General features: G+C 60.7%; 21 protein-coding genes. 13 read left to right on the forward strand and 8 right to left on the reverse strand.

Annotation, left to right across the window (positions count from 1 at the left end):
• Positions 1-28: 28 nt before the first annotated feature.
• The 4 genes from BHQ40_RS09190 to BHQ40_RS09205 form a co-directional block, all read right to left on the reverse strand.
• Positions 29-1,126 carry a DUF11 domain-containing protein gene (locus tag BHQ40_RS09190; RefSeq protein ID WP_253183306.1) on the reverse strand — a complete coding sequence of 366 codons (1,098 nt, stop codon included), beginning with the start codon at positions 1,124-1,126 and terminating at the stop codon, positions 29-31.
• 65 nt (positions 1,127-1,191) lie between these two features.
• Positions 1,192-1,665, reverse strand: coding sequence for a hypothetical protein (locus tag BHQ40_RS09195; protein WP_070155232.1), 474 nt, complete (start codon positions 1,663-1,665; stop codon positions 1,192-1,194).
• 14 nt (positions 1,666-1,679) lie between these two features.
• Positions 1,680-2,654 (reverse strand): hypothetical protein, encoded by a 975-nt coding sequence (locus BHQ40_RS09200; RefSeq protein WP_070155113.1) that lies wholly within the window; start codon positions 2,652-2,654, stop codon positions 1,680-1,682.
• 125 nt (positions 2,655-2,779) lie between these two features.
• Positions 2,780-3,439: an Hpt domain-containing protein gene (locus tag BHQ40_RS09205; protein ID WP_070155115.1), complete on the reverse strand. Its 660-nt coding sequence runs from the start codon at positions 3,437-3,439 to the stop codon at positions 2,780-2,782.
• A gap of 123 nt (positions 3,440-3,562) precedes the next feature.
• Between BHQ40_RS09205 and BHQ40_RS09210 the strand changes: the two genes are divergently transcribed.
• The 5 genes from BHQ40_RS09210 (at position 3,563) to acs (ending at position 11,218) form a co-directional block, all read left to right on the forward strand.
• On the forward strand, positions 3,563-4,207 hold the full coding sequence (locus BHQ40_RS09210; protein ID WP_070155117.1) for a response regulator transcription factor: 645 nt from the start codon (positions 3,563-3,565) through the stop codon (positions 4,205-4,207).
• Complete coding sequence (locus BHQ40_RS09215; protein WP_070155119.1) at positions 4,207-6,696, forward strand: CHASE3 domain-containing protein; 2,490 nt, start codon at positions 4,207-4,209, stop codon at positions 6,694-6,696. The genes BHQ40_RS09210 and BHQ40_RS09215 overlap by 1 nt, the downstream gene beginning before the upstream one ends.
• Positions 6,693-7,076 (forward strand): response regulator, encoded by a 384-nt coding sequence (locus BHQ40_RS09220; protein WP_070155121.1) that lies wholly within the window; start codon positions 6,693-6,695, stop codon positions 7,074-7,076. The genes BHQ40_RS09215 and BHQ40_RS09220 overlap by 4 nt, the downstream gene beginning before the upstream one ends.
• 219 nt (positions 7,077-7,295) lie before the next feature.
• A complete protein-coding gene (locus BHQ40_RS09225; RefSeq protein ID WP_070155123.1) occupies positions 7,296-9,254 on the forward strand; it encodes a TonB-dependent receptor plug domain-containing protein in 1,959 nt (652 codons plus the stop codon).
• A 20-nt stretch (positions 9,255-9,274) separates the two neighbouring features.
• A complete protein-coding gene (gene acs, locus BHQ40_RS09230; RefSeq protein WP_070155126.1) occupies positions 9,275-11,218 on the forward strand; it encodes an acetate--CoA ligase in 1,944 nt (647 codons plus the stop codon).
• An 83-nt stretch (positions 11,219-11,301) separates the two neighbouring features.
• Here the strand turns inward: acs and BHQ40_RS09235 are convergent, their stop codons facing one another.
• Entirely contained in the window at positions 11,302-11,808 is a 507-nt protein-coding gene (locus BHQ40_RS09235) for a RidA family protein (RefSeq protein WP_070155128.1), read from the reverse strand.
• A gap of 36 nt (positions 11,809-11,844) precedes the next feature.
• Complete coding sequence (locus tag BHQ40_RS09240) at positions 11,845-13,416, reverse strand: flavin monoamine oxidase family protein (RefSeq protein WP_070155130.1); 1,572 nt, start codon at positions 13,414-13,416, stop codon at positions 11,845-11,847.
• Positions 13,417-13,654: 238 nt separating this feature from the next.
• Here BHQ40_RS09240 and BHQ40_RS09245 point away from each other — a divergent pair, with 238 nt between their 5' ends.
• The 4 genes from BHQ40_RS09245 to BHQ40_RS09260 all read left to right on the forward strand — a co-directional run bounded on the left by BHQ40_RS09245 (position 13,655) and on the right by BHQ40_RS09260 (position 15,575).
• Positions 13,655-14,116 carry a helix-turn-helix domain-containing protein gene (locus BHQ40_RS09245; RefSeq protein ID WP_070155132.1) on the forward strand — a complete coding sequence of 154 codons (462 nt, stop codon included), beginning with the start codon at positions 13,655-13,657 and terminating at the stop codon, positions 14,114-14,116.
• A gap of 74 nt (positions 14,117-14,190) precedes the next feature.
• Positions 14,191-14,568: a hypothetical protein gene (locus BHQ40_RS09250; protein WP_070155133.1), complete on the forward strand. Its 378-nt coding sequence runs from the start codon at positions 14,191-14,193 to the stop codon at positions 14,566-14,568.
• 48 nt (positions 14,569-14,616) lie between these two features.
• On the forward strand, positions 14,617-15,033 hold the full coding sequence (locus BHQ40_RS09255; RefSeq protein WP_070155134.1) for a hypothetical protein: 417 nt from the start codon (positions 14,617-14,619) through the stop codon (positions 15,031-15,033).
• 32 nt (positions 15,034-15,065) lie between these two features.
• A complete protein-coding gene (locus tag BHQ40_RS09260) occupies positions 15,066-15,575 on the forward strand; it encodes a MarR family transcriptional regulator (RefSeq protein WP_070155135.1) in 510 nt (169 codons plus the stop codon).
• On the opposite strand, the gene BHQ40_RS09265 is transcribed toward BHQ40_RS09260, so the two are convergent.
• Positions 15,541-15,738, reverse strand: a complete 198-nt coding sequence (locus tag BHQ40_RS09265) for a hypothetical protein (RefSeq protein ID WP_070155136.1) — start codon at positions 15,736-15,738, stop codon at positions 15,541-15,543. The genes BHQ40_RS09260 and BHQ40_RS09265 overlap by 35 nt on opposite strands.
• A 471-nt stretch (positions 15,739-16,209) precedes the next feature.
• Between BHQ40_RS09265 and BHQ40_RS09270 the strand changes: the two genes are divergently transcribed.
• Positions 16,210-17,496, forward strand: coding sequence for a Xaa-Pro dipeptidase (locus BHQ40_RS09270; RefSeq protein ID WP_070155138.1), 1,287 nt, complete (start codon positions 16,210-16,212; stop codon positions 17,494-17,496).
• Positions 17,497-17,512: 16 nt separating this feature from the next.
• Here the strand turns inward: BHQ40_RS09270 and BHQ40_RS09275 are convergent, their stop codons facing one another.
• Positions 17,513-18,073: a BLUF domain-containing protein gene (locus BHQ40_RS09275; RefSeq protein ID WP_083276814.1), complete on the reverse strand. Its 561-nt coding sequence runs from the start codon at positions 18,071-18,073 to the stop codon at positions 17,513-17,515.
• Here BHQ40_RS09275 and BHQ40_RS09280 point away from each other — a divergent pair.
• From BHQ40_RS09280 to BHQ40_RS09290, 3 genes are all read left to right on the forward strand, one after another.
• Positions 18,072-18,530, forward strand: coding sequence for a response regulator transcription factor (locus BHQ40_RS09280; RefSeq protein ID WP_171905816.1), 459 nt, complete (start codon positions 18,072-18,074; stop codon positions 18,528-18,530). The two genes, BHQ40_RS09275 and BHQ40_RS09280, sit on opposite strands and share 2 nt — an antisense overlap.
• Positions 18,531-18,687: 157 nt before the next feature.
• The gene (locus BHQ40_RS09285; protein ID WP_070155145.1) at positions 18,688-20,208 is read left to right on the forward strand and encodes a fumarate hydratase; all 1,521 of its coding nucleotides are present in this window, start codon (positions 18,688-18,690) and stop codon (positions 20,206-20,208) included.
• Positions 20,209-20,226: 18 nt separating this feature from the next.
• Positions 20,227-21,150, forward strand: a complete 924-nt coding sequence (locus tag BHQ40_RS09290) for a DMT family transporter (RefSeq protein WP_070155147.1) — start codon at positions 20,227-20,229, stop codon at positions 21,148-21,150.
• Positions 21,151-21,218: the final 68 nt, after the last annotated feature.

Here is a 21,218-nt window from a genome sequence, read left to right on the forward strand (position 1 = left end):
GGGGACCAGACCATGCCTTTGCGATTCGTCAGTTGACGGTGACGCGGAAGGAGGCGGCGAGCGGCACATTCACGCTGAGCGTCGGAATGTTCGCCTTGACCGTGGTTCCGTCGAACGACCCGCCATAGGGATCGCTCTCGTCAGCGCCGCTGGTGTCGTCATCCTCCGTCGTGCCGAGCAGTGTGCAGGCGCCCGCGATACCCGGCGTTCCGACCGTCAGCGAATTGGAGATGTAGGTGGTCCCGGAGGGCACGGCGTCGGCCAGAACCACGCCGGTTCCGGTGCCGGGACCGGCATTGCTGACGGTAAGGCAATATTCGATCACTGCGCCGGGGATCGCCTTCGGATTGATGCCGAGATTCAACGGATCGCTGACAACCGTTGCCGTCTTGGTCATGGAAATGGCGGCGGTCGCGATCTTGTAGCTGTCGAAGGCGCGGCCTTTGCCGTCGCGCGCCGGATCAATGTAGGGACCGGCGGCATCGGCGAAGACAATGTCGACAGTGGTCGGCGAATCTGCGGTCAGCAGGGATGTCGCAGTCAACGCGGCGCCCTGAGTCCCGCCCTGACCGCCCGCCGCCGCCTGTGCGACGAGTGAGACGATCGCAACGTCCGCACCGGGCGTGTTCGGGATATTGGCGACGATGAAGACGGTTACCGAGGCGTCCGGTGCAAGTTCGTCCACGTAGGTCGCGGTGTCGACGCCTGCATCATAGGTGCCGTTGCCGTTCGAATCGACGAACACGCGCATGTTGGTGACGTCGAAATTGTCGGTCCCCAGCATCGGGATGGAGATGACCTGCTGCTCCGCCGTCAGGATGAAATCCTGCACGGCGTTGGTGAGGTTGGTGACCTGAAACGTGGTGACCTGATCCGTTGCGCCGATCGCAGTAGAGGTCGCCGTGCCGCCGACTTCCGTAACCGTCAGGTTGACCTTGCGGTCGACCAGGAAAGTTGCGGTGTTTGATTGCGCCGTCTGGGTGGAGCCACCGACGGTATAGGTGACGCTCGCTGTATTCGCGATGCTGGTGCCGGCAGTCGTGCCGGCCGCCTGTGCTGCGCCGCTCCAGGCCGAAATGGCGGCCGCCGCTGACAGCATTGCAATCTGTGTGATTGCCTTGAACACTGAAACCTCCTGATTCACAATCGATGCGACGCTACGTGGTTGGGATGTGGGGAAGACCCGTTCGGTCATTTCAGAACGGCTTCGAAAGCGACTTTGCCGGCCGCGCCTGCGGGCAGGGCGTTGGCGATGCGCCAGCGGACATGGGTGACATCTTCCGGCCGCGCAGCGTGCCAGGCGCCGTCTGCGCCGCGCACTTTAAGCGTCGCGAGAGGGCCGTAGGTCTTGCCGTCTACCGATACTTCGGGCGCGGGCGATCCCTGCGCCGGGCCGCGATAGGTCAGCGCATCCGGTAGTGGATTGTTGAGGGTCAAGCCCTCGATCGGCTGCGCCCCGCCATTGCGGTAAGCGAGTTGATAGACAACGCGGTCGCCCGGCGTGACCCGTGTGGCGGGGGTCAGTGCGATCTTCGTCGTGCCGTCGGGGGCGGTCGATCGCTGCTGCGAGAAAACGGTGTTGGTAACGGTCAGTCCGGCGCCAAAGGCCGGGGCTGTCGCCGTCAGTGCGGCGAGCGCCGTGCACAGGCCAATTGGAAAGCGCATGATGGATATCCTGTTCATTGGATTTTCACTTGGAATGTCACGACGCGGGTCGTGGGCTGATCAATGTCGCCAAGGGCAACAAGGATGGAGGAGCCGTCGAAACGGCCATTGTCGGCATCGGCGGCGTCACTGAGCGCTGCGCCGTCAATGCTGAGCGATCCGGGCAGATAGGTTGTGCCTGCAGGAATGGGGTCGGACAGTTGCGCCGCAGTCAGCCGCGCTGCGGAACGGGTAATGACTTCCAGCCGATAGGTGATCGTCGCGCCCGACACGGGGGAGGAGGTTCCATCGGGCGCGACGACCTGCTGCGACTTGACGACGCTGGCGTCGGCTTCGGTCGCAGTGAAAGGGGTTTCCGCTGTGGCGGCCGCAGACGTCGATCCGACAACTGCGTCAGTGCCATTGTCGCCACGCCCGGCGAAGGTCGTGCCGGGTGCGCCGGTGCCCGTGGCGGACTGGGCGTGAAGCGAGATGACCCCCGCACCGGCCTGATTCGACGCGGGGATGATGACGAGAAGTTGCAGGGTTGCGCCGGGGCCAATGCCCGGCGTTGTTCCACCAGCGCCAATGGCCGTATCGATCGCCGGATCGAATTCGCCGTTGCGGTCGGCATCGATGAACAAAGTGCTGGCGGGCAATGCCGCGCCGCCCGCCGTGGCGCTCAGGACAAAGGCTTCGTTGCCATTGCCGCTGTTGGTGAGCAGGAAGGGAATGCCGCGATCCGCCTCCCCGGTCGATACCTCAACCGTGCCGGTGCCCAGCGCCTGCAGTCTGACATCCAATATCTCGCCAACGCGCGTGGCGACCAGATTTGAGGAAATGCTGGCGTTCTCGCCATCCACGGCGAAATGGAGCGATGCGACATTGGTGATCTGGGCGCCGGCCGATGCCTGTGCGTGGAGCGGGGACGCGGCGCACAGCAAAAAGGCCGCGCAGAATGCCGAAGCATGCGCCCTTTGCCGCCATTTCCCTGTTATAACCGCCCGCATTCAATGTTCCCGCTGGAATACCGGGGAATGAAGGGGCTTTCGGAGTTAACAAATTCAGCAACAATTGGAACAAAAAGGGTACAGTTCGACTAACGTCTAGTTCGCTGCTCCTTTTTTACAGGGGATTACGCGTTCCGGTTGAGGCTTTCGAGCACTTTGCGAGCGGCTTCATGGGCGGCCGGAAGGGCCGACAAATCTCCATGATCGACCGTGGACCATTGTTTGCTTAGCGCGGCAAATCCCATGGTGCCCGCCATGCCCGCAATATTATGCGCGATACGCCCGATATTCTGTCCCTCGTCCAGAGCATTCAACGCTTCCGTAAGCGAGCGGGCGAAACCGGCAAACAGCGAAGCGGCGCGCTTCCGTCCAGCCAGCCGGACCATCCGATATTGCGGGTTTTCGGCATCCCGGAAGGCATGGTCCGCCACTGGCCCGCTCCAATTTTCCAGCATGGTCATGAACCGGGCCTGGTCCAACGGTGGATCGATCCGATCGTTCAGGCCGCCCACAGGCTCAAAATCGGCCTCCGCATACAAAATGGCGGGTATTCCAGCAGCGAAACCTGGCAATGCGCGTATTTCGGTGATCGCAGCGGCTATGGTTTTTGCGCCTGCAGCGCCGTCCAGCAGGATGATCGCCGCGCCGTCCTTTGCATGGGCCGCCGCAACCTCCCTATTCGAAGCCTGCAAGCACGACCATCCGAAAGGCGCCAATACGCCAGTAATCCACTGCTGCAGTGTGTCGTCATGGCTCAAGACGGTAAGCGCGCTTTGATGGCTCATTGTCGCCTCAAAATCACCAGTAGTGCCATTCTGGTTCGATCTGCTTGATTAATCCTCGACAGGCGTTCGTCAAGGGAGCATGTTTTTGAAAAAGCGGCACTACCTGCTGAGGCGGTCAAAAATATGGTGCGTGAGGGGCGAATATTGTTGGCGGATGATCATCCGCTGGTCCGCGAAGGATTGCAGATAGCAATTCGTGCGCGCTTTCCGGGCATGATTGTCGATGCGGTCGACAGCATAGAGGCGGCGGAAAGCGCGGTACGCGCGCACAAAGCCTATCGATTGATGCTGCTGGATTACCGGTTGCCTGACAGTGACGGCTTTTCCGGCTTCTTCCGGATGCAGCATGTATTGGGCACGACGCCCATCGCCATCATTTCCGCCCATGATGAGGAGGCGATTGTCACTGCCGCGCGCGCTATCGGCGCCGCCGGCTTTCTTTCCAAAACCCAGCCGCTCGATGAATTGGCGCGATCCATCGAAACCCTTTTGAATGGGAAGATCGTTTTCCCTGCGAATCTTGGGACGACAGGGGACCTCACAAAGCTGAAGGAACGGATTGAGAGCCTTACCACCGCCCAGATGCGCGTGCTTTCAGCGCTCGCGCGCGGGCATCTCAACAAACAGATTGCGGGCGACCTGGATCTTTCCGAAGCAACCATAAAGGCACATTTGACTGCAATATTCAGGAAGCTAGAGGTTAATAACCGGCTTCAGGCGATGTTGGCGGTTCGAGCCTTCTTCAATCCGGAGGACAAGGGCACGTGATGATGGCCGGTGGAACGCCTAATCTCTGGCGTAATCTGCTTGTGGCCGCTCTTATCTCGATTGCACTCGTTTCGACTGCGTTATGGTTTGGCACTGAATATCGGCGCACAGCGGATACGACCGCTGCCGTCAATCTGTCCTTCCGGCAGCGGCTGGCGATTGAATCGGTCTTTTCGGAAATGAAGGACGGAGAAACCGGTCAGCGCGGCTATGTCATCACCGGCAATCCCGATTTCCTGCAGCCCTATAATAAGGCGCTCCGCGAAATGGACGGCACGCTGGCCAACCTCAGCCAATTACTGAAAAACGAGCCGGGAACGGCGCGAGATCTCCAGATATTGCGCCAATTGATCGACCAGAAATTTGTCGAGATGAAGCGGGTCATCGACGTCAGGCAGCGGCAGGGGCTAAATGCTGCGGCGAGCGTGGTCATGGATGGCCGCGGCAAGCAGCTTATGGACGCGCTGCGTACGCATGTGTCCAAGATGGTGATGGCAAGGAATGCGGCGCTTGCGCAGGATCTGGAATCGGAAAGCAACCGGACGGTCCACACCCTTGAAATCATATGGGGTGGCGTGGCGCTTGCCTCATTGGCTGCCTTCATCATCGCCTATATGCTGTGGGCAAGCCGCCGGGACAGCTATACCGCGCAGCGGCAAGCGATGGATCACCTGACCCGCCAGACCGCGATCTTCAAGAATACGCCAAGCCCGGTGATATTGATCAATCCCAGCGGCAGCATGGAAATCCTCAATCCAGCGGCTGAACATCTGTTCGGTTATCCCTCCACGGACCTTTTGCGCAGGGATATCTCCATCATCGCCAATATCGCGCCGGGAGAGGGGGCCTTTCTGGACCGGCTGGGCGTTACCGGCGATCATATAGCCGAACCCTCCCGCCCGAATGTCGGGGCGCGCAGAAGCGATGGCAGCGTCGTGCCTGTGGATATCACGTTGGGCGTCATGCCTCTGGAGGATGGCATCCATATCGTCACATCGTTCAGCGATATTTCCGAGCGAGAGAAAATCGAACGGATGAAGGACCAGTTCCTGTCCACAGTAAGCCATGAACTTCGCACGCCGCTTACGTCCATTGTCGGCTCTTTGGGGCTGCTGCGCGGCGGTGTCGCGGAGGAGCTTGCGCCAGGCGCGCAGCGATTGGTGGTCATTGCGGAGAGCAATGCGAACCGGCTTATCCGCATCGTGAACGATCTGCTGGATGTTGAGAAACTGCAGTCCGGCCAGATGACGTTCGATTTCCAGCCGCTTGATCTTCGGACGATCGTGGAGAAGGCGGCGGATGCGATGCGCGGTCTATCGGCCACGCGGAATATTCGCATAGAGATTGGCGATAACGATGCTCCCGTCATCGTTCGCGGCGATGGCGATCGTCTTATACAGGTTGTTACCAATCTGGTGTCCAATGCCGTAAAATTTTCTCCGGAAGGGTCCACTGTCTCGGTGCTCTGCGGAACGCAGGGAAGCCATGCAAACATCAGGGTCGCGGATCAGGGACCTGGCATTGAACCCGGTCTCAGGGAGCGTTTGTTTACCCGCTTCGCTCAGGGGCTGGGCTCCTCGACCTCCGCCACGCAGGGTACGGGCCTTGGCCTGGCGATTTCGCGTGAGATTGTGCGGAATCATGGCGGCGACATCTGGCTGGAGGATGCGGCTGGCGGAGGAAGCGTCTTTGCCTTCAACATTCCTCTATGGAATGTTCTGACCGGGCAGGAGGACCTGAACGGTGCTCCCCGCCTGCTGGTCTATGCCGATGCGGTTGGCGCAGAAACGATAAGCGCTGGTTTCGCCGAGCGCGCGATCCGCGCGGATGCCGTCAGTTCACCGGAGGCTGCGCTGGCGGCGATTGAGGGCCGGTCCTACGTCGCGATGGTCCTGGATTTTCAGTTTGCCGCTGATGACGCATTGCCCCTTTTGGGAGTGATACGGTCGCATCCCCGCGCCCGGAATTTGCCGGTCATCGCGATCTCCAGTGAAGATCCGCCGCTGGAGGCGGCGCAGACAGCCTCGCTCGACATTATCGACTGGATAGAAAAGCCGATACAATCCGCGCGCCTGAGTGACGCGATCGAGTCCGCCATCAAACGTACCTCCGGGCATATCCCCCTGGTGCTGCATGTGGATGATGACAGCGATCTGCTGGAAATCACCGCCAAGGCGCTGAGCGGCCTTGCGCGGATAGCCCAGGCGACCGACGTGGCCTCCGCCCGTGCATTTCTTGCGGAGCACCGGGTGGACATAGCGATCATAGATTTGGCTCTGCCGGATGGATCGGGTCATGATATATTGGCTGATCTGAACGCGCGGCAGGGGCCTGCGACGCCCGTCATCATCTATTCCGCACAGGATGGTGGATTGGCGCTGGCGCGGGATGTTGAGGCGGTGCTGACGAAATCCAAACGCTCGTTGCCAAATCTTGTCGAAACTGTGCTGTCTATCGTGGAGCGTCGGAAGGGAGAGGAGGGCCTATGACTGAACGGCTGAAAATCCTCTATGTGGATGATGAACCGGATATCAGGATCATCGTGGAAATGGCGCTGGGGCTGGATGAGGCCATGGACGTCAAACTGGCCGAATCCGGGTATGAGGGGCTTGAACTGCTTGGTCGCGATGGCTGGATTCCCGACATTGCGCTGATCGACATGATGATGCCCGGCATGTCCGGCATGGATATGCTCGGCGCGATGCGGGCGCGGGAGGATGTTCGCGCCGTACCCGTTGTTTTCGTGACGGCAAGCGCGCGGCAGGACGACATGAACCGCTATGTCGATGCCGGTGCGATCGGTGTGATAAGCAAGCCCTTTGACCCTATGAGCTTGGCAAGGACCGTGCGGGAATATTCCGAGCGGTAGCAATTGGGCGCTGCCCGTGCCCGAATGAGCGGGTCGCCGACCGGCTTCATGACCCAAGGAACAATATGGCGTTTGGAGGCAGTGTCCTATCGACGGGCGCTGCCTTCGTTCGTAAGGGGGAGGGCCAGGGGAGGAGCAGTAAGGATAATGATGAAACCGGCCGATAGTTTGCCAGCAATTCTCTGCCTGTTTTCAGGCTTTGCCGTTTCTTGCTCCGCAATGGCTCAGGAGCCGGTCGATACAAGCTCGGACATCGTGGTGCTTGGCCAGGGCCTGCCTCTGCCCCCCGGCACGCCCGCCTATGGGTCAGTGACGATAGATCGTGATCGATTGACCAATTCCGCATCCGGCCGGATTGAAAGCGTGCTGGGCGATGTTGCGGGCTTCCAGCAGTTTCGCCGTTCGGACAGCCGTTCGGCCAACCCGTCGGCGCAGGGCGCGACCTTGCGCGCCCTTGGAGGCAATGCGTCCAGCCGTACCCTGGTGATTCTGGACGGTGTTCCGATGGCCGATCCTTTCTTCGGCTATATCCCGTTCAGCGCGTTGGTCCCTGACCGGCTTTCCATGGTGCGGGTGACGCGCGGTGGTGGTGTCGGCGCATTCGGCGCCGGGGCGGTTGCCGGATCGATCGAGCTGGCGAGCGCCACGCGGGAGGAGCTTCCCACGGTATCCGGCAGCGCCTTCTACGGCAGCAAGGACGCGACCGAAGTTTCGGCAAGCTTCACGCCCGATGTCGGCAACGGCTTCATCTCGCTGTCGGGCCGGTGGGACCGCGGCGATGGCTTCCTGACAACACCGCGCGATCAGCGCGTCGCCGCCACCGCGCCCGCTGCCTATGATGGCTGGTCGGTCGGCCTGCGCGCCGTCGCGCCACTCGCCCCCGACATGGAGGTTCAGTTTCGAGGTCTAGTTTTTCATGACGACCGTACACTGCGCTTCGCAGGCGCGGACAGCATGAGCCAGGGCCAGGATGGCAGCATCCGCTTCGTCGCGCGTGGGCCGTGGAAGGTGGATGCCCTAGCCTATATCCAGGCGCGTAATTTCAGTAACATCGTCATCAGCTCGTCAACTTTCCGTAAGTCGCTCGACCAGCGCAACACGCCTTCGACGGGTCTGGGCGGCAAGATTGAAATCCGGCCGCCCATCGGGGATGCGCATGTCCTGCGGGTGGGCGTCGATACGCGCCTGTCGAACGGCGATATGTATGAGGTCGCCTATAACGCCAATCTCGCGGCCAATCCGGTGACGGCGCGTCGCCATGCGGGCGGAAAGCAGAGCACCACCGGCTTCTTCGTCGAGGATGACTGGACGATCGGCCGCCTGATCCTGACCGGCGGTGCGCGCGCCGACCGATGGACGATCACTGACGGCTTCTTCGAAACGCGCAACCCGGCCGGAACCGTCACCGGCGATACGCGCTATGCCGACCGCAGCGACTGGCAGTTCAGCGGCCGCGCTGGCGCTCTGCTTCGGCTGAGCGATGCGGTGGCGCTGCGCGGTGCGGGCTATACCGGCTTCCGGCTGCCGACCCTCAACGAACTCTACCGCCCGTTCACGGTCTTTCCGATCACAACGCGGGCGAACGCAGCGCTGGTGCCGGAGAAGTTGAAGGGCGTGGAGGCCGGCGTCGACCTGACGCCGGTGAAGGGTGTGAGCCTTGGCGTCACCGCCTTCTATAACCGGCTGGACAACGCTATCTCCAACCGGACGATCGACGCTATCACCCGCATCCGCGAGAATGTCGACGCCATCGTCGCCAAGGGCGTGGAGGTGACGGCGAACGCGCACCTGACGCCAGCATTGTCTCTGTCGGGCTCCTATGCCTACAGCCACAGCACCGTGAAGGCGCCGGGGCAGTTGTTCAACGGCCTCCGCCCGTCACAGACCCCGCGCCATGCCGCCAGCGCGACTATCGCCTGGCAATCGGAAACAGGACCGTCTCTCTCAACCACGCTACGCTATGTGGCGAAGCAATATGAGGATGACCTGCAGACCGACATATTGCCGGATGCATTCACGATGGATGCTGTTGTAAAACTGCCGCTCGGTCATGGCATGACCCTGACGGCGCGGGGAGAGAATCTTTTCGACGCGACTGTCGTGACGCGCAATGTCGGAGGATCAATGGATCTGGGCACGCCGCGCACATTGTGGATTGGTTTTGGATTTTCTTATTAGGCCAGGAGTAGCAGCAGCAAATGTCCGAAGATCTTTTTCCAGTGCCCGCAGAATGGTCCTCTGGCACTTCGATGACGAAGGATCGCCGCGCTGCCGATCATGCCCGTTCGCTTGACGATGGTGAGGGCTATTGGCTGGAGCAGGCGCGCCGTCTCGATTGGGTGACGCCGCCGTCCAGGGCGAATGAGAGCAGCTTTGCCGAGGGCGATTTCGGCGTCAAATGGTTCGCCGATGGCGTGCTTAACGTGTCCGCCAATTGCATCGACCGGCATCTGGCGACACGCGCTGATGACGTTGCGATTATCTGGGAGCCGGATGATCCCAGCGAAACGCCGCGTATCTTCACCTATCGCGAGCTTCATGAAAATGTCTGCCGTTTCGCCAATGTGCTGAAAGGCGCGGGCGCGAAGAAGGGCGACCGGGTCACCGTCTACATGCCGATGATTCCGGAAGCCGCCTTCGCGCTTCTCGCCTGTGCGCGCATCGGCGCCATACACAGCGTCGTGTTTGGCGGGTTTTCGCCGGAAGCGCTTGCCGGCCGGATTACGGATTGCGATTCCAATATCGTTATCACCGCCGACGAAGGCCGGCGCGGTGGCAAGAAGGTTCCGCTGAAAACCAATGTCGACGAGGCGCTGAAGCATTGCAATTCGGTGCGGAAGGTGATCGTCGTGAAGGCGACCGGCGGCGCGATTGTGATGGAGCCGGGCCGCGACCTATGGCTTGACGAAGAAACCGCAAAGGTTTCTTCTGAATGCCCCGCTGAACCTATGTCCGCCGAGGACCCGCTCTTTATCCTGTATACGTCCGGTTCGACCGGTAAGCCGAAAGGCGTCCTGCATACGACTGGCGGTTACCTGCTATGGGCTAGCCTGACGCATGAGCTGTGTTTTGATTACAGGCCGGGCGACGTCTACTGGTGCGCGGCCGACATCGGCTGGGTGACGGGCCATTCCTATATCGTTTACGGTCCGCTCGCGAATGGCGCGACGACGTTGATGTATGAAGGGTTGCCGAACTGGCCGACGCCAAGCCGTATCTGGCAAGTCGCCGAACGGCACAAGGCGCATACGGTGTTCACCGCGCCGACCGTGCTGCGCGCGCTTATGAAAGAGGGCGATGATTTCGTTACCTCGGTGGACCGGTCTTCGATCCGCCTGCTCGGCACGGTGGGCGAACCGATCAACCCCGAAGCCTGGCGCTGGTATCATAGCGTTGTGGGTGAGGGGCGCTGCCCGATCATCGACACCTGGTGGCAGACCGAGACAGGCGCAGCGATGATCGCGCCGATGCCCGGCGCGACCGATCTCAAGCCGGGTAGCGCAACATTGCCCATGCCGGGCGTCGAACCACAGATCGTGGACGGCGATGGCAAGATCCTCGATGGCGCCTGTGAGGGCAACCTCGTCATCGCCCGGTCGTGGCCGGGCCAGATGCGGACGGTCTATGGCGATCATGATCGCTTCTTCCAGACCTATTTTTCGACTTTCCCCGGCAAATATACGACCGGGGACGGCGCGCGGCGCGATGCTGACGGCTATTACTGGATCACCGGGCGGGTCGATGATGTCATCAACGTGTCCGGCCATCGCATGGGCACGGCCGAGGTGGAAAGCGCGCTGGTGCTTCATGAAACTGTCGCGGAGGCCGCTGTGGTCGGCATGCCGCACGACATTAAGGGGCAGGGCATTTACGCCTATGTGACGCTGAATGCGAATGAGGAGCCGAGCGAGGAGTTGCGCAAAGCGCTAATCAAATGGGTTCGTACGGAAATTGGCCCAATCGCAACGCCGGATGTCGTGCAGTTCGCGCCCGGCTTGCCCAAAACCCGTTCCGGCAAGATAATGCGGCGGATATTGCGCAAAATTGCGGAGGGGGAAATCTCTCCGCAAGCGCTTGGCGACACCTCGACTTTGGCTGATCCGTCGGTTGTCGATAATCTGGTGGCGAACCGCGTAGGTTAGGACATGAAATGAAGGTAGCGGCGCCGATTGTGCGCCGCTACTCGATGTTCCCTGATGTTCTGGGCGCAACTCTCGCCCGCAGACTATTTCCCTTCGGGAGCCTTTGCAGCGATCGCCTCTATCTCGATGAGGAAATAGGGACCAGCCAGCCCCGCCACTTGAACTGTGGAGCGGGCGGCGAGGTTGGGGTTTTCGGGCGTCCCGAAAAATTCCTTATAGGCGGCGTTGAACCCGGCAAAATCCATCTTGCCGCCCAGTTTCGGGTCCCCGGCGACGAACACGGTCAGCTTCACGATGTCGGACATGGAATAGCCGATTTTCGCCAGCGAAGCCTTTATCTTGGTGAAGGTGTTGACGGCCTGGGTGTGCGTATCGCCGAACGCCTCAAAACTGTCGGTTTTCCCCTCCTCGATGGGGGAAGCAATCGCGCCGCTGAGGATCACGATTTCGGAATTGGGTGGAATGGTCACGCCGTCCAGGATGATCGCGGGCGGCGGATTGGTGTGGCGTTCTATGCCCGCGGCTGAGGCTTGGCCCGCGAACGCCAGTTGGCCGGCCAGTGCCGCTGCAACAATATATGCCTTCTTCATCCCAAAAACTCCTTGCCGGGTTTGGGCGGCTCAGCATCATGCTGCCGCCGCGGTTCCTTTCACATGGCCAGCGATACCGGCGATGGCGCGGTGAGCCGAAAGAATGGCCCCCTCCTGCCATCCGGTGAGGCGGCTTAGCCAGTCCGCCGCGAACCAGACCCGTCCGTCCGGTTCGTTAAGCTGCGCGTAGGCGCCCTCAGTGCCGGGCAAATCGGTCTGGCCAACGCAGCCCAACTGATATGGAATCTGCGCCCAGTTGATGTAGATCGGCTTTGTCAGGTCGCCGCCATGGCCGGGGTGGAGAATTTCGACCGAACGGCGAGATTCCGCGAGCTTGCCGTTCATGTCGAGCTTCCCGAATGGAGTGAGCGAACCGTCATCCTCTCTTTCAAGATTGAATCCGGCAACGATTACGCCCTTGTCAGAGAAAAGCTTCGCGCTGGGATACCAGACCAGGTCGACCATCTCCTTCAGGAAAGAGATGCCGCCATAGATGTTATTTTCCTTTTCCCAGAAACGCGGCGCTTCCCACGCCACCTTGTAAAGCGCATTCGCCTTGATCGCAGTGGCGGCGGCGATCGTCTGGCGAGAAAGGCCCTTTACGCTTTTCAGGATCGGCGCGGGCATGGTGCATATGCAGAAATCGGCGTGCAGCTTCACCGGTTTGCCGCTCTGTGTGCAGGTTACCTCCACACCCCTGGCGGTGTTCCGGATCTCGCTCACCGGGGACTCATAGCGGACGATATCGCCCAGCGATGCGGCAAAGGCGTATGGGATGCGGTCCATGCCGCCGACCGGCTGGAACATCGTCGCCTGCCAATCAATATGTTCCTCGTAAAATTCCCCTTTGGTCATGTCGGCTTCAAGCAGTTCCGACAAAGGAATAGGCGTGTGGAATTTCTGCTGAACCGGCCCAGCGCCGCGCGCGACCGCATATCCACCGCGCTCTGTGCCCTTATATTTCATGTCTGCGTCAAGGTCGCCGAAGCCCTTGACCAAATAGCGCAGCTTCTTCAGCTCCTCCGGCGTCATGAGGTCGTCCAGCGTGTGCTGATCAATGGCCTTGGCCAGCAACTCCGCAAGATGCCCGCGCGTGTCATGCATCACCCGGCGCTGTTCAACGGGTTTGCCGCCATTCATCGCGGCCGACTGCATCAGCGCGGAGCGGGATGTGTTGATCTCGACTTCAAGTTCGACGCCCAGTTCGGAACAATATCCCAGCACATGCTTGTGGATGGACGGCAGGCGGGCCGGGCCCATGTTGAAATAATGCCCTTCCTCCCACGAACATTCCTGTTTCGTACCGTCGATGAATTCGACCGTCGTGCCTTTGCGCGCTGTCCAGTTGCGTCCGCCGGGGCGCTTCGCAGCCTCCAGCACGATAGGTTCGAATCCCGCCTTGCGCAGTTCATAGGCAGCGGTCAGGCCCGCTATTCCGCCGCCAGCAATGACGACTTTGCGCCCCTTGCCGAAATCGGCGGGCATTGAGGGCAGGGTCGATGCTTCCGCGCGCGGGATCATGCCCAGAGCCTGCATGGCGGAAAAGGTTGCGGCATAGCCGCCAGCGATGGCGACCTGGTTCAGGAAATCGCGGCGGGTGATGCTCATGCGCCCACCCCCCTGAAAAGCTGTTCCGCCTGCTTGCTGGCGACACCTGTCTGCTTGGATGGAATCATACCCGTTACGCCCCTCGAACCGGTTGATACAGCGAGGCTAGTGCGTGGTTAATGAGCGGTCAAGCAGCAGCGAGAATGGTGATTTCCTCCTTAAAACATCATGTCCGTAACGGCCGCAACGGCGCAATGAGCGGATCGATTTCGATGCCGGGATTTGTTACGGCCTGCGGGTGGATGATATAGAGCAACTCACCGAGAGACAGCGCGACTGCCTGCGTCTGGTCGTTTCCGGGCATAACTCGAAGGGCATTGCTCGCCTGTTGGGCATTTCACCGCTCACCGTTGACCAGCATTTGAAAGCAGCGATCAAGACGTTGCGCGTTTCGTCACGGGGTGAGGCCGCGCGAATGCTGGCGGCTTATGAAAATGCGCATCCCCAGACTTCGGGTAGCCAAGCGGCACCCATTGCCGAACCTCCCCTTTCCCCCATTATGGACCCATCTGCTGGGGGCGAGGGTGGACAGGAATTACGGCGATCGCCGGTTCCTTTCCTCCCTCCCATAGGGGGAGACCGTCATGACCTGACCATCAACCAGAAAATATTCGCAATACTGCGTGTTGCGGTGATCTCTGCCGGCTCTGTCGGCGCTCTGGTCGCCGCCGGGTATTGGATCAACTACATGGTTTCTTGATCCGAAACCCATCCAGACCACCACATCGTCGATCCATTTGACGTGCCGATGCGTCGGCGCGAGGGAGAATTTGCATGCCTCAGATCCAACGGGCCAATCGTTCGGCCAAGAGCGAACTTCACCTGGATTATCGCCGTGGGAAGGCGCTGACTGATCAGATCAAGACTATCTACGCAAATCTGGACGCCGCCGTCGTCGAGACCCTCCGGCTGAACGCCAATATGATCGAAACCGCCCGCGACATCGGACTTGCGCCCGAAAAGGGGCAGAAGCTTTTCAACGGCCTCAACAAATGCGCGTCGACCATGATCGAAAGCCGCGAGGAGTTTATCACCGCGCATCGCACGGCGACCGGCATACGCATGCAGACCAATCAGGCGGAAACCGACTGGGGATGCTTGCCCCCGCCGAACAGCCAGGTGAATGAACCGCATCTGCAGGCTGTGGCATAGGGGATAATTCGGCTTGACCGGCTCGGCATATCATGGTCCGGTCAAGCCGTGATCGTCCCAATCGCTTTCACCATCGCGGTGGTCGTTTCGTGCCTCTACGCCGCCCTTTATGGCGGGCGGACGGGACGATGGGGCGGCGGCATCCTGCTGTCGACATGGCCCATGTCCTGGGCGCTCAGCAAATTGATGCCATCCTACGGCAAGGCCATCCCTGTGCTTTTCCTGGTGGATTTGATGGTATTTATCGGCCTGCTGGTCATAGCTCTCCTGAGCACGAGGCGGTGGCCGATCTGGTGTGCGGCGTTTCAACTCAACACGGTTGCGGCGCACCTCGCCATCATGCTGTCGCCAGTGGTTCTCGGTCAGGCCTATTACGCGATGATCAGCATATGGGGCGTACCCATGCTGTTCGTGATGGTGGTCGGCACATTGCTGGACCGTCGCGCCGAACTCAGGCGCGCATAGGCCGGGTCGCCAAAGTTTAGAAGGATAATGAAGTGGATATCGGTAATCCCGCGCAAATTGCGCAGGCCAGAGCGCGTCTGCGCAATTTGCTGGACGATATGGACAGCATCTCGCGCGAGGGCGGCGATGGCGACCGGCGATCGAAAATCTTCACAGATGGCGAGGGCAGCAATCTGGCGCTTGTCGCGCGCCGGTTGCTGAAGGAAAGCGATCTGCGGGGCGCGTTTTTCGGTCCCGCATCCTTCTCTGATCCGGCCTGGCATATCCTGCTCGACCTTTTCGTCGCCGCGGCCGAAAGGAAACGGGTGTCCGTCAGCAGTCTCTGCGTTGCCGCGCGGGTGCCCTCCAGCACGGCGCTGCGCTGGATCAAACATCTGACTGACGCGGGATTGATCGGCCGCACTGCCGACCATGAAGACCGCAGGCGCTTTTTCATCCACATTGAGCCACAGGCATTTGCCGATATGGCTGCCTATCTTGCCCGCATTTCCGGCGGAACTGCGCCAGTCACTCAGGAAATGGCGGCTCCCCGCCAAGGCTGATGATCGCGAGGCTCAGATGCGATGCCGCCAGATGTTCGCCCATGCTGTCCAGCATGGCCAGGGCGTCGAGCATCAATGCTATCGCCTCCGCCCGCCGGGCGATGTCCGCCACTTCCGGCTTCGCGCCGCCTGCGGTGTCGTTCGATATTGCCATCCCCACCATTTGGCGGAACTCCATGGTCGCTGACGCCGGATGGGGAAGGCGTTGTGCGCCGGACCGGTTTCCGAGTCATCTTTGGTATCCTTATAGTGCGCAAGAACCATGTCGGCGCGCCGAAAGCAATGAGACGATGGTCGACGTCGCAAACTGGGTCACTATTGCCGCCCTGCTTGCGCCGTATGCGTAAGTGAAGGTCTTTAGGAAAGGATAGATGATTGCGTTCCTGATCTTGACGCCAGCCAGCGTTTGGACCGGGCGCGGCGGGCGGGTGAAACGGAACAGCTATCTGAACGCGCCAATGCCTGTATAGTCTCTGCCTGACGGCAGCGTCAGTCGCAGGCGGCATGGCCTTTCATAGTAACACCCATGACCGCCGTCAGAGCCGGATCGGATTGACGAACAGATAAAGCGCATTGCTGACAATAGTTTAACCAGTATGGTGAGTGCTGCAGGCGAGCGAATGGAGCAACGGCCATGACAAAATATCCCATAAAAGCCGTTGTGGCCGCGATGGCGGTAGCCCTGGTTTGCGGCCCCGCCTTTGCCGAAACACAGTATGTGCGGGCAGGCAGGATGGTCGACACGGAAAAGGGAGAGGTTCTGACCGACCGCCTTATCCGTATTGACGATGGCCGTATCGTTTCCGTTACGCCCTATGCGCCTCCGCCTGCAGGGGCGAAGCTTGTCGACTGGTCCGCCTTTACCGTGTTGCCCGGTCTGATCGATATGCACACGCATCTTGCCGATTGGGGGCAGACGAACAACGTCGCGGAGCCGTTGCTCCACAGCCAGCAGGAAATCGCCTATGTCGGCGTCCGCAATGCGCGCGCCACGTTGATGGCGGGCTTTACGACGGTGCATGATGTGGGCTGTTTCCGGGCGTTCAGCGATGTGGAGCTGCGCAACGCGATCAACCGGGGCGACGTAGTGGGACCGCGAATGAATGTGGTCGGCGCCTATATCACCGTTCCGGGCGGCGGCGGTGAGGTGACTGGTTTCGCCCCGGACGTGAAAATTCCCGACGATATGCGCGTGGGTGTCGTTACCAATGCCAATGATACGCGGCTGAAGATCAATTATCTGTTCCGGCATGGCGTTAATTCGATCAAGCTGATCGCCACCGGGGCGGTTCTTGCGGAAGGAACCGAACCTGGCGTGCAGGAACTGACGGACGAGGAGATGCGCGCGGCCGTTGACGCCACGAGGGCGAATGGCGGCTGGGTTACTGCCCATGCGCATGGGGCGGAAGGTATCAAGGCCGCCATCCGTGCAGGCGTCCGCGCAATCGAACATGCGTCGCTGATCGACGATGAGGGGATCGCTCTGGCAAAAGCCAAGGGCGTGTTTCTCGACATGGATGTCTATAATGGCGACTATATCAATGAGATCGGCGCCAAAGAGGGGTGGCCGGAGGATCATCTCCGCAAAAATCGGGAAACCACCGATGCGCAGCGAGAGGGATTCCGCAAGGCTGTGAAGGCTGGCGTGAAGATCAGCTTCGGCACGGATGCCGGCGTCTATCCGCACGGCCTGAATGCCCGGCAGTTCAAATATATGGTCCGGTACGGCATGACGCCGATGCAGGCGATCCAGGCGGCGACGGTGGTAGCGGCGGAGCTGCTGGAGTGGTCCGCCGATGTGGGAGCGATCGCGCCTGGCCGCTATGCCGATATGATTGCCGTCGCCGCCGATCCTTTGGCGGATGTCGGCGCGCTCGAACATGTCGATCATGTCATGAAGGGCGGTGAAGTGGTGCGCTGACCGTGGCGGGCAGCCGTCAAGAAAAGCGTTTTAACAGGGTGAGCAGGCTGTCGACGCCCTGACGCGACCCCGCCTGATGATGCGCCATCGCCTTATCCAGAACCTTTTCGACAAAAGCGGATTCGCCTTCAAAGGCGAGCGCCCAGCCGCCGAACTGCCTTTCATTGAGAACCCTGACGCTTAACGTCGTCACATTCCTGTGCCGCGCATCATTCCTGATGCTGGCTTGCAGCGCCGAAATGCTGTCGAATGGCCCTTCCAGAAATTGCACGAACCGCGTCCCGGAAAAGAGCAGTGCTCCTGTGACGTCCAGTGTCGCATTACGCGAACGCGAGACTTTGACGATTGCTTCTATTGCGGAAGGCGTCTCGCCGAAACTCAAGGTGCTTTCGCTGATATACAGCCATGAATTCAGACCGGTGCGCATGGCGGCACCATAATAGTCGAGATCAATAAATCCAGATCGGTCTGCCTTACGACGAATGTCTAATTGCCTCTTTTTTTGCAACGCAGCATTCGCACAATGGTTAACGCCATCGTAACGCGGAAGGGGCGAGATGCGGTTGATAAGGGTCATGACAATCGACGATTGCGCCGTCGCCCGGCATATGGTGAAGCTGCTCCTCGCCGATCAGCGCGGCATCGAAGTCGTGGCGGAAGCCGCGTCCTTCGAGGAGGCTTCCGCCACGCTTGCTGGGAAGCAAATTGATGTCATTACCCTCGACCTCAATTTGCCCGACGCCGCCGGGCTTCCCCTGATCGAGAAATTCACATCGGCCGTGCGCGGGATCGTCGTCATTTCGGGAAATGCTGAACAGCATGCGGACGCTCTGAAGCTGGGCGCGGTCGCATGCCTTGAAAAGTCCCGGATCGTGGATGAGAAGGCGCGGCTGGTGCGCTCCATTCATCAGGCCGCCAAGAAGCGCGGACCAGCAAAGCGGTTTCCCGTCCTTGGACGTCAGGCGGTGCGGGACGCATTCTCTGGCTGGAATGGTCTGGTTGCGTCTGCAAAAGGCGGCGGCTTGCTGAAATAATATCCTTTAATCTCCACGACGCATCAGGCGCACGTCCCATTCCGTTACGCGCGCCCGGTTCTGTCCCGCCCCATATCTTCCACTATCTGGACAGCCGGTTTCAAAGGCGTATAGCCCCGCCCAACGCACATGCAGCAGAGCGAGGGATTCCGGCCTTATGACCGTCATCAAGGAAGCCGACCTGATCGAGAGCGTCGCCGACGCGCTTCAGTTCATCTCCTACTATCACCCGATGGACTATATCCGGGCGCTGGGTGAGGCCTATGAGGCGGAACAGTCGCCCGCCGCCAAGGACGCCATCGCGCAGATTCTGACCAACAGCCGCATGTGCGCGGAGGGGCATCGCCCGATCTGTCAGGACACCGGCATCGTCAACGTCTTCGTAAAATGGGGCATGGACTGCCGCATGGACGTGACGTCCAAGTCGCTTCAGGAGATCGTCGATGAGGGCGTGCGCCGCGCCTATCTCCACCCGGAGAACAAGCTGCGCGCCTCGGTTCTTGCTGACCCGGCCTTCACCCGCCGCAATACGAAGGATAACACGCCGTCGGTCCTGCATGTCGAGATGGTGCCGGGCTCCAAGGTGACTGTCGATGTCGCGGCCAAGGGCGGCGGGTCGGAGAACAAGTCCAAGTTCAAGATGATGAACCCCAGCGACTCGATCGTTGACTGGGTGCTGGAGATGATCCCGCAGATGGGCGCAGGCTGGTGCCCGCCCGGCATGTTGGGCATCGGCATTGGCGGCACGGCCGAACATTGCGTCCACCTCGCCAAAAAGGCGCTGATGGAGCCGATCAATATGGGCCAGCTCAAGCAGCGCGGTCCGCAGAACGATATCGAGAAGCTGCGCATCGAGATTTTCGACAAGGTGAACGCGCTCGGCATCGGCGCGCAGGGTCTGGGCGGTCTGTCCACCATTCTCGACGTCAAGATCATGGACGCGCCCTGCCATGCGGCGGGCAAGCCGGTCGCAATGATCCCCAACTGCGCCGCCACCCGCCACGCCCATTTCACGCTCGACGGCTCCGGCCCCGCCTATCTGGAGGCGCCCAAGCTCAGCGAATGGCCGGACGTCAACTGGACGCCGGACAAGGCGGCGATCCGCGTCGATCTCGACACGCTGACGCCGGAAGTCGTGCAGAGCTGGAAGCATGGCGACCGCCTGCTGCTGAACGGCAAGATGCTCACCGGCCGCGATGCCGCGCACAAGCGGATCAAGGACATGCTGGACGCGGGCGAGCCGCTGCCGGTCGAGTTCGCCGGGCGCGTCATCTATTATGTTGGCCCGGTCGATCCGGTGGGTGAGGAAGTGGTCGGCCCCGCCGGTCCCACCACCGCGACGCGCATGGACAAGTTCACACGCATGATGCTGGAGCAGAACCTCCTCGCCATGGTCGGCAAGGCCGAGCGCGGCCCGATGGCGATTGACGCGATCCGCGACCATAAGTCCGCCTATCTGATGGCGGTCGGCGGCGCGGCCTATCTGGTGGCGAAGGCGATCAAGGGCAGCAAGGTCGTCGGCTTCCATGACCTCGGCATGGAGGCGATCTATGAGTTTGAGGTGCAGGACATGCCCGTCACCGTCGCGGTGGATAGCGCGGGTGAGAGCGTCCACCATCTCGCGCCTCTCGTTTGGCGGGACAAGATCAAGAAGGAAAAGCTGCTCGAAGGCGCATAACGCCGGGGCGACCGCCGGGTGATCACATCTCCCATCTGGCTGCCCGCCACGCTGTTCGCTGGGGCGGTGCAGGCGTGGCGGACGGCGCTGCAGAAACGTGTCAGCCAGAATCTGTCCGTCAATGCGGCGGGACTGGTGCGCTATCTATATGGTTTGCCCTTCGCATTCCTGATGCTTGGCCTATACCAATGGGCGTTCGCGCCCTCCGCCTTCCCAGCGCTTGGGCGGTTGTTCCCGCTCTTTTGCGCCGCCGGCGGCCTTGCGCAGATTATCGCGACGAATTTGTTGTTGATGGCGTTCAATCATCGCAACTTTGTCGTCGGCACCGCCTATTCCAAGACGGAGGCTGTGCAGGGCGCGATCCTCTCCTTCCTGCTGCTTGGCGAAACGCTGAGCGCGCTGAGCTGGGTTGGCATCTTGTGCGGCGTTGCAGGCGTGATGATCCTGTCGACCGGCGGCAAGCGAATGGAGCCGGCTGATTTCGTGCGCGCGCTCGGCAAGCCCTCCGCCCTGTGCGGAATCGCTTCGGGCCTTTTCTTCGCCCTGACAGCCATCGGCATACGGCGCGCGACGCAGGAGGTGGCCACGCCCGACCATATCCGGGCCGCGCTGATCGTCCTGTGCTGCACCATTACGATGCAGACGGTGATGCAGGGCGTCTGGCTGTTCTGGCGCGAGAGGGAACAGGTTTCGCGGATATTCCTCACCTGGCGCTCGTCCGGTCAGGTCGGCTTTTTGGCGTCGCTCGGTTCTGCCTGCTGGTTCACGGGGTTCGCCACAGCGCCTGTCGCGCTGGTGCGGATCGTGGGGCAGGTGGAGGTGATCTTCACCCTCGCTTTCTCGCATTTCTACCTGCGGGAGAAGATGCGGGGCAGCGAAGTGTCGGGCCTGCTCCTCATCGCAATGGGTGTCATACTGGCGCTTGCCGGAACGATGCCCTGAACCATCTTCCTGTGTCTGCGCATAATGCTAGGGTTTTGCGCAGAAATGGTCTAAGGGGCCGCATCGCG

Origin of the sequence: Sphingobium phenoxybenzoativorans (assembly GCF_001757355.1) — a bacterium.
Taxonomy (GTDB): Bacteria; Pseudomonadota; Alphaproteobacteria; order Sphingomonadales; family Sphingomonadaceae; genus Sphingobium; species Sphingobium phenoxybenzoativorans.